We start from the raw sequence: 13,089 nt of genomic DNA on the forward strand, positions 1-13,089 counted from the left end.
GCCGTCGGGGGAGAACGCCACCGAGGTCACCGCGGCGCTGTGGCCGGTGAGGGGCTGGCCGAGGGGTTGTGGTCCGGTGGGGGTGGTGACGTTCCACAGTCGCACCGTGTGGTCCCGGCTGCCGGTGGCCAGGGTGTGCCTGTCGGGGGAGAACGCCACCGAGGTCACCGCGGCGGTGTGGCCGGTGAGGGGCTGGCCGAGGGGTTTCGGGTGGGACCAGCCTGCGGCGGTGGTCGGCAGGGTGGTGAGCAGCGTGATCGTGACAGCGGCGGCGAGAGCGATTGCCGCGCAGACCGCGGCTGGCAGGCGCCATCGCCGTCGGCGTGGGGGCGCTGGGGAAAGCGCGGTGACCGGGGGCGGGGCGGCGAGGACCGTGGGCTCCCCCGCGTCCCCCGCGTCCCCGGTTCCCGCTGGTGTCTTTGCTGACGTGGGGAGAGGGTCGGCCGCCGGCGCGGTCACCGCCGGTGCGGGCGGGTGCAGGGCACGGCGGACCTGGTCGGGCAGGTGCAGGGGCAGGCCGGTGGGGCCGGTCCAGTCGGAGCCGTGGACGCGGGTGGCGGCGTGGGCGAGGTCGACGGCGAAGACACGGGCGTCGGCCTGGCGGTCGGCGGGGTCCTTGGCCAGGGCGGTGAGCACGACCTCGGCGAGAGGGCCGGGAACATCGTCCATCGGCGGGGGTGGGCTGGTCAGGTGCTGGCGCCACAGTGCCTGGATCGGCTGCCTGGGGTCGAACGGCGCCCGGCCGGTCAGGAGCCGGTAGAGGACGATCCCGAGGGCGTAGATGTCGGTGGCCGGGCCGAGCCGGCCGGTTTCGATCTGCTCGGGGGCCATGTACTGGGGGGTGCCGGCCAGGCCGCTGGCGCTGGCCGCGGATCCCTCGAAGATCTTCGCGATGCCGAAGTCGGTGACTTTCACCGTGTCGTCGGCGGCGAACAGGATGTTGTCGGCCTTGATGTCGCGGTGCAGCACCCCGCGGGTGTGGGCGTGGTCCAACGCGGCGGCGACGGCCAGGCCGACCGCACAGGCCTGCGGGGCGCTGAGGTCCGCGCGGCGGCGGGTGAGGGTGCCCCCGGGCAGCAGTTCCATCACGACCAGGCACAGCCCGTCGACGTCGAGGTAGTCGTAGGCACGCACGATGTGGGGATGGTCCAACCCGCCCAGGGTGCGGGCCTCGCCGTCGAAGCTCACCGCGAGGCCTTCCGGGCCCTCGGCGCGCATCACCTTGACCGCGACCGGCCGGCCCATCCGCCGGTGTTCGCCTGCCAGGACCAGACCGAACGCCCCGGCACCCAGCTCGGCGCCCAGCGTGTAGCCGGGCAGCGCCGCGGCGACTCGTTCCCGATCGATGATCATGCTGTGGTGAGGCGGGCCGGCCTCGTCCCGATTTCCCCCGTCATAGTGGGCTCACCCTAGCGCCGCAGCGAGAACCGCCTGGTCTCGCGGGCCCGCCGGAGGCGAACAGCTGGTGACGGCGCGTTTCGCGTGGCGGACTGGGGCACCGCCGCCCGGTCGGGACGACCGTCAGCCGTAGCTGGGGTCGAGCGGGGTCGTGGGCCGCACGGCGACGGCGTCGAGCGCGGGGTCGGCGAGGACCGCGTCGAGCGCGGCGCGGCTGGCGCCGAGGTAGGTGCGGTAGCCGTCGATCTCGGTGGCGACGAGCCAGGCGCGGTCGGCGGGCCACCACAGGCTCGCGCATCTCCACTCCACCGGCGCCGGCAGCGTCGGGGCGGCGCCTACCGGGCCGGTGAGCAGGTGGTACGCCCGGTGGGGTGTCCGCACGCGCGTCGGCCGGTCCTTCCAGGCCTCTGTCTCGGCGAGGCCGAAACCCTCCCAGAGGCAGAAGTACGCCTGGTCCGGCGTGCCGGTGAAGGCGGACAGGACCCGCGCGAGCGCCTCGGTCTCCCGCGCGTCGAGTCCTCCGTCGGAGGGACGCCCCCAGCGGTCGGAGCCGGCGACGAGGTCGTCGAACCGGGTCTCGGCGTTCAGCGGCACGCCTTGGTCCACGGCGATGTCGGACCACCGGTGTCGCCGTCCCTCACTCTCGCCGTCGTACGTCGGTGGCAGCACCCGGGCGTAGGCGGTGAAGACGGGGGGCACCATCGCCGCGACCGTCGCGGCTGGGGGTGAGGCGGTCAGCGCCGCCGCCACCCACGCCGCCGGACTGGCGTCGGACAGCAGCGTCATCCCCGGCGCCCACGCGACTGGCTCCCCCGTGTCCACCACCCCACTCTGCCCGTTGAGACCGCCGAGCCCGCCTGTTCAAGATTGAGGAACCCCGGCGCACGGGACGCGCCGAGCCCTGGCGAGCACGGCCCGCCAGGGCCTCGCGCGGTCGGCGCGCGGCGCCATGCTGCCCGGCGAAAGTCCCGCGACGAACCGGCGGGGCGTTGGCCGGATGATGTAGGCAACGGACCACTGGGCGGGTACGTGCCCGGCGGGCGTTACGACAGCCCCCACCCGCCCGGCGAAGGAACCCGAGCGAGGTCCGTCCGGACCGTCGCGGACCTTCGTGACGAGTGACGCGAACCAGGCGAAGGAGTGTCGCTGACGTGTGGAAAGGTGAACCTTATGACAAGGTCGCGAGCCCCCGGCATCGGTGGGGCCTGGATGTTCTCGACAGGATTTCCGGTACGCCGATCACGCGGGTGCTCGACGCGGGATGCGGTTCTGGTCGAGTCACCGAGGCTCTTCTCGAACGGCTTCCGGACGCCGAGGTAGTCGCCGTCGACCGCTCCGACAGCATGCTCGCGGCCGCGGCCAGAAGGTTGTCGGTGTACGGCGAAAGGTGCACGCTCCGCGAGCTCGACCTCGCGGACGGGAAAGCGGTGCGGAACCGGCGCGTGGACGCGGCCGCGGGTTCCCGCGGCGATCAGGCCCTCGCGGGTGCCGGGCCCATGGAAGAAAGGGGTGGCGGCGAGGCACGCGGTTCTGCCAGGGTTGACCGGTGGTTGACGAGCTTCCCGACGGTCTGGTGCCGCGTCATCCCATGCCGGACGACCAGCGGCGTGTCCTGGCGGTCATGGACGCCTGGTGGGCGGGTTTCCAGGGTGACGCCGGGTCGCTGCAGCGCAGCCTGCTGCTCCCGCGGTTGTTCTTCCAGCACTTCACCGACAGCAGTTTCCTGGTGGAACGCGACGACGGTGCTCTGGTGGCGTTCCTCGTCGGGTTCGTGTCGCAGTCCCAGCCCGAGGTCGCCTACATCCACTTCGTCGGGGTCGATCCGTCGGTGCGCCGCCGCGGCGTCGGTGTGAGTCTCTACCACCGGTTCTTCCGCCTGGCGACCGCCCGGGGCTGCCGCCGGGTGCGGTGTGTCACCAGCCCCGGCAACGCGGCCTCGTTGGCGTTCCACACCGGCATCGGTTTCCAGGTGGAACCCGGCGACGCCATGATCGAAGGTCTTCCCGTCCACCGCGACTATGACGGACCAGGACTACATCGTGTCGCCTTCACCCGGACGCTCACCGACCCGACGTCGCGGCTCTGAAGGACAACGGTCATGGCGGTGGGATGTTCCCATGCTCTGGCCGGCCCCGACCTCGGTGGTGGATCGGCCGTGTTCGTCGCAGCGGTGCGGTCGTCCTCTTGATGCCACGGGTCCTGCGGGTTCGATCCACCGCCGCGGCAGCGGACTTCCGTCTGATCCTGCGTTCCGTCGTGTGGTGGTGAACCTGGAGTTCGTTTCTCGACAAGTGGCGTCCGTCCCATCGAGATCCCTACTTCGACAACGCCGCGGCAAGTATTTCACTGGATTTTGAGGGGTGATCCGGAGGTGTGGTGGAGTTGATAATCTGCATTCTGCGCAAAGAGTGTCAGCTAGGTCTCTGCCGGTGATTCTCGTGGAAGGTGACGGGAAGATGACTGTCGCGGATGTGTATTTTCTCGCGATGCATGACCCGTACCGGTCGCCACAGCATCCGGTTCCCGTCAACGCGACCCTCGTGCACGCGCGGACGCTGTTGCACCCCGAGCTCCCGCAGCCGGACGGCGGGCGGATCTACCGCTGCCTGACCGAGTTCCCCGGTCGTACCCAGGGGTGCGTCGTGCCGCTGTCGACGCTGACCTACGAGCTGGCCGGCGGGGCGCTGTGGCCGCAGGTCGCGCAGTGGCAGCGGGTGATCGACGCGCTCGTCGCGCTCACCCGCGCGGGCGCCTGCGACGCGACGCAGCTGGGCCTGAAGCCGCCGGCCGAGGCGTTGCTGGCCAACGGCCCCGACACCGAGGTCACCATGGTGGGCCAGTTCGGCAGGAGGACGAAGCTCGGGCCAGGTGACCGCCAGCGGGAGATCGCTCAGCTCGAGAGGTCGATTCGTCAGTTCGTGGAGGGCGGGCCGTACTGGCCGGGCGACGGTCTGGTCGCGCCGCCGGCGCAGCCCACCCGAATGCCCTATCAGCCGATCGGTGGGTGACCGGGGGTCACCGGCCCTTCCGTATCAACCGGGTGATCCGCTCACCCTCGGCCGGGTCCAGCGGGCCGGCGCTGTCGGGTGAGGCGACGCCGAGGGCGATGGCCAGGGTCCGGCCGTGCAGGTCCAGGGTCGCCTCGGCCAGCTCGGTCAGCTCGGCGATCGCGGTGCGGCCCCGGGCCCAGCCGGTCAGGCCCACGGCGAGCGAGATCAGCAGCCCGGGCCACCACAGCACGCCCAGCACGAGGTAGGGCAGCGCCCAGGCCGCGGTGATCACGGTGGTGGCGAACTGGCCGTTGGCCGCGGCCAGGTCGGCGCGCAGGCTGTCGGGTAACACCAGCCACAGGCGCGTCCAGCCGAACCGGAGGTCCAGGCCGTAGCGGTTCACCCCGATCTGCTCGACGGCCGCGATGCGGTCACCCATCCAGGTCGGCCTGGCCGGCGGGGCCGGGGACAGCCGGGTGACCCGCTCGGCGGCGGTGTCGATCTCGGCCTGCTGCGGCGGTGTCCGGGTCGCCGGCGGATACCGGGCCTGCAGCTCCCGGCGGGCGGCGACCAGGCGGTGCCAGCGGCGCGACCGCGTGTCGGTGCGCCACCGCCGCGCCCGCCGCAGGCCGGGCGGCCACCGGCCGAGCCAGCAGTCGCGGACCGGCCCGGCGAGGGCCTGCACGACCAGTCCGACCCCGCACGAGGCGAGCAGCAGGCCGATCACGGTGAGAACCTGTACCGGGCCGGCCCGCGCGCCCAGCGCGCTGCCCTGCCGGGTGGCCTCGTCGGTCAGCAGGCGTACGTCGACCGCGTGCGCCCAGCCGAGCTGCCCGCCGATCCAGGCGGACGCGACGAACAGCAGGCCGGGTAGGGCGAGCAGGGCGACCCATCGTTCGGCGAGCTTCTTCGCCAGTTCGTCGAAGAAGCCGTTCACCCGGTCAGCGCCTGCTCATCGGCAGTCCGGTGAGCAGGCAGCGTGGGATCGGGCCCGCCGGGACGGCGTCGGCGACCCGGTCGCAGGCGCTGTCGGGGCAGCCGAAGATCTCCTCGTCGGCCCGGCCGGGGCCGGCTCCGGGCAGGCCGGTGCCCACGCCTCGCCGGGGGTCGGTCGTGTCGGCGCCGAGAAGCTCACCGAGCAGCGCCGCGACCGGCCTGCGTGCGCGGGCCTCGGTCTCGATCCTGGCCAGCAGCAGTCGTTTGTCCGTGGAGTCCGTGGCGCACAGCTCGCGCAGTACCGGCAACTCGTCGCACAAGGCGCTCAGCATGCGTCGTTCAGCAGGGTCGACACGTTGTTCCGTCACGGCGGACGACGCTATCCGGGTGGGCCGGGAGGCCGTCCGTCGCACCCTCACGAATGCGGTGTCCCGGGGTCGCCGGGAACGGCGGGTCGGGCGCTGGGAGAGCTGGTTCCGGCGGGGTGAACGGCAGTTTTCCGCCACCGCTAGGATTCGGGCGGAGAGCGGGGACGGTGAACCTGGTGGAGGGCACGCTGGAGACAGACGAACGCCGCGCCGTCATACAGTGGGCGCTGCGGGACTCCGCCCCGCGGGCCGCGGGTGCCTGCATCCAGGTCGGTACCCTGTCCGACGGCTGGTACGTGTGGCACAACGGTTTCGGGCTGCGGCGGTTCGAGGACAAGGCCGCGGCCTGGCTGGCCGTCCGTAGCCTGATGGGCCGGCACACCGGCCGGTGGGAGCAGGTTCCCACCGACCCGGGACCGTTCCTGGCGTCTTTCCCGCCCGACGGTTCCCGGGTGCTTTACGACACGGCTGCGGACGACTGTCTGTATGACCTGTGGGGGGACGATTCGGAGGCGACGTGGGACCGCTTCCTGGCGGCGTTCAACAAAGGGGAGAGCCTGCGGGTCACCGAGACCCATGCGCTTCTCGGTGGAAGTATCGAGCTGATCAGATACTGTGATCCGCTGACGGGTGTCGAGCGTTTCGCTGTGCATACCGCTCGTGAGGAGGGCGTGGACTGGCATGTCGTCGACTATCCCGAGCGCGGGCCGGCCGAGGCCGCGTACGAGAGGTCCGTCCGCGGGAACGTGGACGACGAGAGGCCCTTTCGCTCCAGCGACGTCGTCGACGTCGGGGTGGACCGCCGGTCGAAGCCGCCAGCCGACCTGTACGTGCACCCCTCCGGCTGGATCATGGCGGCGGACGACAAGCACGAGTACATCGACATCCACGGTGTTCCCCCGCGGGTGTCCTGGCCGCCGGCGCCGCCCCTGCGCCGGCCGGGCCCGGTGAGCGCCATGACGACGCAGCCGCGGGACTGGGATCCGGTGGAGGTGCGGGTCCGCGACGTCACCCCCGCGGCCTGGTTGCGGGATGACGCGGAGTTGCAGCCCAGATCGCTGGCGCTGATCGCGCTTGCCGACGGACGCCGGCTGCTCGCGTCGGCGCACGACAGCGGTGCCCACGTGTGGAGCACTGGTGACGGCGCGAAGCTCCGCACGGTGTCCGGGCACAGCGAATGGGTGCTGGCGGTCGCGTTGACCGTCCTGTCCGATGGGCGGGTCGTCCTGGCCACCGGCGGTAAGGATCATCTTGCCCGGGTGTGGTCCGCCCAGGACGGAGCGGCCCTGGTGGAGATCGACTGGCACCAGGCCCCGGTGAACGCCGTCGCCTGGGCGTACCCACCCGGCGACGTCCCCTGGTTGATCACCGGCAGTGATGACGCGCGGGTACGGCTGTGGGACGTGGAGACCCAGCGCTCGGTCGGGGAGTTCCAGGTCGGCAGCCCCCGCGTGGACCTGGTGTGGTCGGTGGCGGCCGCGGTGCTCTCCGACAGCAGCGTCTGTGTGGTGGCCGGCGTCGAGGACTTCCGCGCCGCCCGCATCCACGTCTGGAACAGCTTCGAGCAGGACCGGCCGGCCGGGGAGCGGCCGAGGTCGCACGAGTTCGTCCTGGACTGCGCCGACTCGATGTCGAGCGTGCCGGCGGTGGCCGTGGCGACCCTGGTGGACCGGTCGTTCCGGGTGGCGGCGATCGCCGGGTCGACCGTACGGATCTGGGACGGTCACACCGGCGAGGTCCTGCGCACCCTGCCCGCGCCCGGCGACGGGCACGGCGGGGACATCGCCCTGGCGGTGCTGCCCGACCTGCGGGTGGTCGTGGCGGCGGCCCGGGGCCGGGAGACACTGGTCTGGGAGGTCGAGTCCGGTGCCGTGATCGCCCGGTTCGACGACGCCACCGCCAGCTACCCGCCGGTGGTCAGCCTCGTCGCTCTTCCCGACGGCGGCCTGCTGCTGGCGACCGGACGGGGCGGCGGCGGTCCGGCCCGGCTTCTGCAGGTGGACCCACGTTGGTGACGGCCCGCGGCCATGCGGCCCATGGCTACCCGGCCCCCGGACGCGCGGACAAGGAAGCCGGTAGCGGTGCCGCTTGACGACCTGACCTGGCGGGTCCGCGACCGGATCACGCAGTACGAGCGGACCAGGCGGGTCGCGGAGATCCTCGACGCCGACGCCGACCAGGACGCCGCCGCCCTGTGGCGGCTGCTCCACGCCGTCGACCTCACCACCTCCTCTCCCGCGCTGGACGCGGCGTTCTCCATCGCCAGCGCCACCCTGGGCTGGTTGCACTACCGCCGTCACCAGGCGCTGCCCGCGAGCGCCGGCCTCGCCGAACTGGCCCGGTGCCTGCTGTGCCTGGAACCGGTCTCCGACGATCACGAGATCGTCCCGGCAGAGCTCGTACCCGTGGTCGGACGGTTCACAGACCCCGACGCGCAGGCCGCGCTCGGCGTACTGCTGCTCGACGCCTCCACCGGCGGTGAGGATCCCGCCCTGCTCGACGCGGCCGTCCTGCTCCTGACGCCCGCCGCGGCCGCGCGGCCACAGCAGGGGCAGGGACAGGGGAGGGGGCCCGGTCGGACCGGCCGGCTCTCGGCGCTGTCCGCCGCGTACCGCCGCCGGCACGAACGCGACGGCACCGCCACCGACCTCGCCCGGGCCGTCGACACCGGCGAGCAGGCCCTGAAGCTCGCGGAGCGGGACGGCGAGGCGCCGGAGGCGGCCGTCCAGGCGTGGACCGCCCTCGCCCGGGCCTACCGCTGCCGGTACCGGCAGCACGCCGATCCCGCGGACCTGCGGCGCGTCATCGACCTGTCCGAACGGGCCCTGGCCCACACCGGCCCCTCGGCGGACCAGCTCGCGGACCTGGCCACCGCCTATCTGCACCGGCACGAGCACACCGACTCACCCGCCGACCTGGAACGGGCCGTGGACCTGGCGGAACACGCGGCCACGCTGCCCAGCGGACAGGAGGATCCCGACGTCCTCTCCGCCCTCGGCCACGCGCTGCTGCGCCGCTATGACCGGTCCGGGCAACGCCGCGACCTGTGGCAGGCGGCCACCCTCGCCGAGCAGGCCGCGGCCGCGCTGTCACCACGCGACCCGCGGCGCGCCACCTACCTGTCCACCGCCGCCGCGACCCTGCTCCGGCGGCACGAACGCAGCCGGGCACTCGACGACCTGCACCGGGCCGTCGACCTCGGCCGGCAGGCCCTCGCGGCGATGCCCGAGACCGACCCCGCCCGGGCGCATGCCCTCGGCCGGCTCGCCGCCGCGCTGCACCAGCGCCATCTCAGTACCGGCGCGGACACCGACCTCGACCAGGCCGAGGACCTGGCGAGCTGGGCGCTGGCCGCGACCCAGCCCGAACATCCGGACCAGGCCGGCGTGGCCCTGGAACGCGCGGCCGTCCACCTGACCCGCTACCGCCACAGCGGCGTGACCGCCGAGCTCGCGCGTGCGATCGAGCTCGGCGAGCAGGTCACGGCGACGGACAGCGCGCCCCCGCCCCGATGGTGGTCGCTGCTGGGCGACGCCTACCAGCAGCGACATGCGATCAGCGGCGACGTCGACGACCTGCACCGGGCGGTTGAGCTCGGCGAACGGGCCCTGGCCGCCACCCGCGAGGACGACTTGGCACGCGCGGAGCGGTACGCCAGGCTGGCCACCGCGCACTGGCGCCGGCACAGCCACACACCGGGGGGCGCCGACCTGGACCGGGCGGTCGACCTGGGGGAACGGGCCGTCGCCGGCACACCCGCCGACCACCTGGACCTCCCGTACCGGCTGGCCGACCTCGCCGCCGCCCACCTCGACCGCTACCGTCTCACCGGCGCGACCGCCGACCTCGACACCACCGTCACCCTGTGCGAACAGGCTCTGGGGGCGCTCCCGGTCGACCATCCGCACCGATTCCGGTTCACCGCCAGCATGTGCGTCGCCTACCTGCAACGGATCACCGGCGACGGCCCGGCCCCGGACCGGTCACGACTGCGGGAGCTCGCCGACGGGATGACCGACGCCCAGGGCGCGGCCGCCGTCGACCGGGTGTCGGCCCACCATGCCATGGGCAGGCTCGCGCAGAGCGCCGGGCAGCCGGCGCTCGCCGTCACGATGCTGGACGCGGCCGCCGCGCTCCTGCCGTCGGTGGCTCCCCGCGAGGCGGGCTGGGCCGACCAGCAGTACCGGCTCGGTGAACACGGCGGCCTCGTCGGAGCCGGAGTGGCCGCGCACTGCGCGGCCGGTGACCCGGCGGGCGCCGTCGAGTTCGCCGAACTCGGCCGCGGGGTGCTCCTGGCGAGCCAGGCCAACACCCGGGCCGACCTCGACGAGCTCGACGAGCGGGCACCACGCCTCGCCGCCCGCTTCCGCTGGGTGTGCGAGCGGCTCAACACCCCGGACTTCCCCGCCAGCGAGCGTCGCCGATGGTGGGCCGACTACGACCGGCTCCTCGCCGACATCCGCGCGGTCCCCGGCCTCGCGCACTTCGTCGCAGCGCCGCGACTGGGAGAGCTGGCCCCCGCCGCCGCGGGTGGGTGCGTGATCCTCGTCAACGCCGACACGCACCGAAGCGACGCGATCCTCGTGCGGGCCGACACCGACCCCGTGGCCGTCGCGCTGCCCGACCTGCGACCGTCCGACGTCAACAAGCAGGTCACGGCCCTGCACGCCGCCCTCGACAGCGGCCCCTCCCTGGCCGCGGCATACAAGCGGGGCAAAGCGCTGCGCGCGCTGCTGGGCTGGTTGTGGGACGCCGTCGTCGCCCCGGTCGCCGCCGCCCTGCCTCCCGGCGGCGCGCCCCAGCGGGTGTGGTGGCTGCCCACCGGGCTCCTCGGCCTGCTGCCGCTGCACGCCGCCGGCCACCCCGGCCAGGACGGCGCCCTCGACACCATGATCTCCTCCTACCTCCCCTCGCTGCGAGCACTGCGGGCCGCCCGCAACCGCCCGCCGGCCCGACGGCGCCAGAGCCTGTCCGTCGTCATGAGCACCACCCCGGACATGCCGACACTGCCCGGCGCCGAGGAGGAAGCCGCCGTGGTGGGCGGACCGTCGCTGTCCAACGCGGACGCGACCGCCGATCAGATCCTGACCGCGCTGCGGGAGACGACCTGGGCGCATTTCGCCTGCCACGGCGTGATCAACGCGACCTCGCAGGTCGACAGCGGCCTGCGGGTGCACGACCGGATCCTGACACTGCCCGAGATCGGCGGTCTACGGCTGACCGACGCCGAACTCGCCTACCTGTCCGCCTGCTCCACCGCCAACCACGGCACCCGCTACGCCGACGAGGTGCTGCACCCGGCCGCCGCCTTCCAGCTCGCCGGTTTCCGGCACGTGGTGGCGAGCCTGTGGCCGCTGCGCGACGACATCGCCCCGGACGCCGCGCGCGCCTTCTACCAGCACTTCGCCGACACCCCGGTCGCCGACCAGGCAGCCCCCGTGCTACGTGCCGTCACCCTGCGTCTGCGGGACCGGTATCCAGAACGCCCCGACCTGTGGGCACCACTGGTCCACAGCGGTCCCTGACATCGTCCGATTCGCGGAGTTCGTGGTGCTCGTGTCGGGCGCCAGCGAGGCCAGCCGGCGGCAGGGCGCGTCCGGCGACGCACCCATCAGCCCAAAGACGCGGCGGCCAGGGTTCTCCACGCCGTCATCGTCGTCCCCGCCACCCACAACACCATCAACAAGTGGGCGGCCGGCATCGCCGACACCTATCCCCCAGCGTGTTCCTTTCCCCTCAGCGTGCTGCCATCTATCGGGGCCGGTCACAACCTGTTTTGATCATATTTGCGCTAGTTTATTCGGCCGGGGAACAGTAAATTCCCGTGGCTCATGGGGCGGGGCCAGAGGCCGCGACGACGGTGGGGATGTCGAGGCCTGACCGCTCTGGCCTGCCACGTCCGCAGTGCCGAGAGAGCGTTCACCGAACGGCCGTCTTCTCGGACGATTTGATGCTCAGTGTCACCGTTCGAGTGCGAACGTAGTGAGAGTGACAAAAAAGCGACCGTGGGTGTGGCGGTCAGTCGACCAGAGACGATTGCTGCTCTGGATGCCCTACAGCGGTGGCACGAACCGGGCCTGGCTGCGCAGCGAGCTGGGTAAACGGATCGACCTGCGCTACATCGGACACGGCCGCTGGGCGATCGCCCGGCCCCACCTGCGAACGCTCATCGAGGCCTGCGCTGAACGCTTCGGCGAGGTCGATGTCGTTCTGGACTTCCGGACCCGGGATCGGTGCGACACCCGCTGCCAGGAAGCCACCGGGGATGACTGCGTCTGCTCCTGCCTCGGCGAGAACCACGGCGGGGCCGCCTACTGGAAACGCTGGATCCCCGTCGGGGAGAACACCCTGGTCGGGGAGAACGGCGAGATCACGCGACGCCACCTGCTCGCCCGATCCGGCAAGACACTGATCGACGCCCACGAAGCTGCCCAACACTGATCGTCGACCGGACCACCTCGAATGGCCCAGCCGGACACCACGGTGACCGCGATCGCGAAGCTGCTCGGGGTGAGCCGGTCGACGGTGTACGCCCATGCCCCCGAGCTCGGGGCAGCCGTGCGGTGGGCGAGTAGCCGCCGGACCCATGGACAAGATCGTTTTATGGGCGGGAACCGTAAGGAGGTACCGGGGGCATGTGTTGGTAGGTCTCGTGCGCGGCGAGCGGCGCGTCCTGAACGAGATCGATGTTCGTGAACATCGCGACGGCGCCGGTCTGTCGTTCCTGGCGGTCGCGTTGGCGGGCGCGGGCCTCCTGGCGCATCTGCGGGAAGCGTTTTGCGGCTTTGCCGTAGACCGATTTCATGATCTTGTTGCCGATTTCGTGGTCTGTGGCGAAGACCATGTCGTAGACGGGTACTCCGTGGACGTTGGTCATGCGCAGGGTGTGGGTGAAGCTGTAGCCCAGGACGGTTTCCAGCCGCCAGCGCATGAGGTTGGTCAGTTCGTCGCGGGTCTGCTGGGGGTCGAGGGCGCCGCTACGGCGGCCCTCGAGGATGGGACGCCAGCCCGATGAGCCGAACAGGTCGGTGACCTGCTGCTCTGCCTGTGTCAGATGGTGAGGGTCCAGGCTGTCGTTGACCACCCGGCCGACCGAGCAATGGTTGAGACCTGTGGATCGGTTGGGGAGGGCGTACCTTCCCGGTGATCGAGGTTTGGGTCTCAGTCAGGCCGACGTTGGCGCGTCGGTCGGGAAGGCACGCCCGTGCTCACGGTAGTCCCCGAGGAGAACACGCCCGCTGATGGTTCGGCGGGTAGCCCGTCGCTGATCGATGAGATCGTCCGGGAGGGTGCCCGGCGGATGCTCGCGGCCGCGTTGGAGGCCGAGGTCGACGCCTACATCGCCGAGCTCGCTGACCAGCGTGACGACCGTGGCCGCCGGCTGGTCGTGCGCAACG

At 72.3% G+C, this 13,089-nt stretch carries 11 protein-coding genes and 2 pseudogenes; 8 read left to right on the forward strand and 5 right to left on the reverse strand.

Annotated elements, in window-relative coordinates; translation table 11 throughout:
• Both B056_RS45620 and B056_RS0132925 read right to left on the reverse strand, forming a co-directional pair.
• Positions 1–1,353: WD40 repeat domain-containing serine/threonine protein kinase (locus tag B056_RS45620; protein ID WP_018506098.1), on the reverse strand; the 1,353-nt coding region annotated here is incomplete at its 3' end.
• A 168-nt stretch (positions 1,354–1,521) separates the two neighbouring features.
• A complete protein-coding gene (locus B056_RS0132925; protein WP_018506099.1) occupies positions 1,522–2,184 on the reverse strand; it encodes a hypothetical protein in 663 nt (220 codons plus the stop codon).
• A 461-nt stretch (positions 2,185–2,645) separates the two neighbouring features.
• Between B056_RS0132925 and B056_RS45160 the strand changes: the two are divergent.
• From B056_RS45160 to B056_RS0132935, 3 genes and pseudogenes are all read left to right on the forward strand, one after another.
• A pseudogene (locus tag B056_RS45160) lies at positions 2,646–2,837 on the forward strand (class I SAM-dependent methyltransferase); the annotation flags it as partial.
• A 107-nt stretch (positions 2,838–2,944) separates the two neighbouring features.
• Positions 2,945–3,484, forward strand: a complete 540-nt coding sequence (locus B056_RS0132930) for a GNAT family N-acetyltransferase (RefSeq protein WP_026240427.1) — start codon at positions 2,945–2,947, stop codon at positions 3,482–3,484.
• A 370-nt stretch (positions 3,485–3,854) separates the two neighbouring features.
• Positions 3,855–4,406 carry a hypothetical protein gene (locus B056_RS0132935; protein WP_026240428.1) on the forward strand — a complete coding sequence of 184 codons (552 nt, stop codon included), beginning with the start codon at positions 3,855–3,857 and terminating at the stop codon, positions 4,404–4,406.
• Positions 4,407–4,413: 7 nt separating this feature from the next.
• Here B056_RS0132935 and B056_RS0132940 read toward each other — a convergent pair whose 3' ends face one another.
• Positions 4,414–5,325: a hypothetical protein gene (locus B056_RS0132940; RefSeq protein ID WP_018506102.1), complete on the reverse strand. Its 912-nt coding sequence runs from the start codon at positions 5,323–5,325 to the stop codon at positions 4,414–4,416.
• A gap of 4 nt (positions 5,326–5,329) precedes the next feature.
• Positions 5,330–5,692 carry a hypothetical protein gene (locus B056_RS0132945; RefSeq protein WP_154677365.1) on the reverse strand — a complete coding sequence of 121 codons (363 nt, stop codon included), beginning with the start codon at positions 5,690–5,692 and terminating at the stop codon, positions 5,330–5,332.
• Positions 5,693–5,859: 167 nt separating this feature from the next.
• Between B056_RS0132945 and B056_RS0132950 the strand changes: the two genes are divergently transcribed.
• The 4 genes from B056_RS0132950 (at position 5,860) to B056_RS0132965 (ending at position 12,133) form a co-directional block, all read left to right on the forward strand.
• Complete coding sequence (locus B056_RS0132950) at positions 5,860–7,707, forward strand: WD40 repeat domain-containing protein (protein WP_018506104.1); 1,848 nt, start codon at positions 5,860–5,862, stop codon at positions 7,705–7,707.
• A gap of 66 nt (positions 7,708–7,773) precedes the next feature.
• A complete protein-coding gene (locus tag B056_RS0132955; RefSeq protein WP_018506105.1) occupies positions 7,774–11,217 on the forward strand; it encodes a CHAT domain-containing protein in 3,444 nt (1,147 codons plus the stop codon).
• A gap of 9 nt (positions 11,218–11,226) precedes the next feature.
• Positions 11,227–11,472 (forward strand): flavoprotein, encoded by a 246-nt coding sequence (locus B056_RS45625; protein WP_268258409.1) that lies wholly within the window; start codon positions 11,227–11,229, stop codon positions 11,470–11,472.
• A 268-nt stretch (positions 11,473–11,740) separates the two neighbouring features.
• A complete protein-coding gene (locus tag B056_RS0132965; protein WP_051105805.1) occupies positions 11,741–12,133 on the forward strand; it encodes a hypothetical protein in 393 nt (130 codons plus the stop codon).
• Between the two features lie 160 nt (positions 12,134–12,293).
• Here the strand turns inward: B056_RS0132965 and B056_RS38940 are convergent, their stop codons facing one another.
• A complete protein-coding gene (locus tag B056_RS38940) occupies positions 12,294–12,776 on the reverse strand; it encodes a class I SAM-dependent methyltransferase (protein ID WP_018506108.1) in 483 nt (160 codons plus the stop codon).
• A gap of 120 nt (positions 12,777–12,896) precedes the next feature.
• Here B056_RS38940 and B056_RS0132975 point away from each other — a divergent pair.
• Positions 12,897–13,089: pseudogene (locus tag B056_RS0132975) on the forward strand (IS256 family transposase); the annotation flags it as partial.

It is taken from the genome of Parafrankia discariae (assembly GCF_000373365.1).
GTDB lineage: Bacteria > Actinomycetota > Actinomycetes > Frankiales > Frankiaceae > Parafrankia > Parafrankia discariae.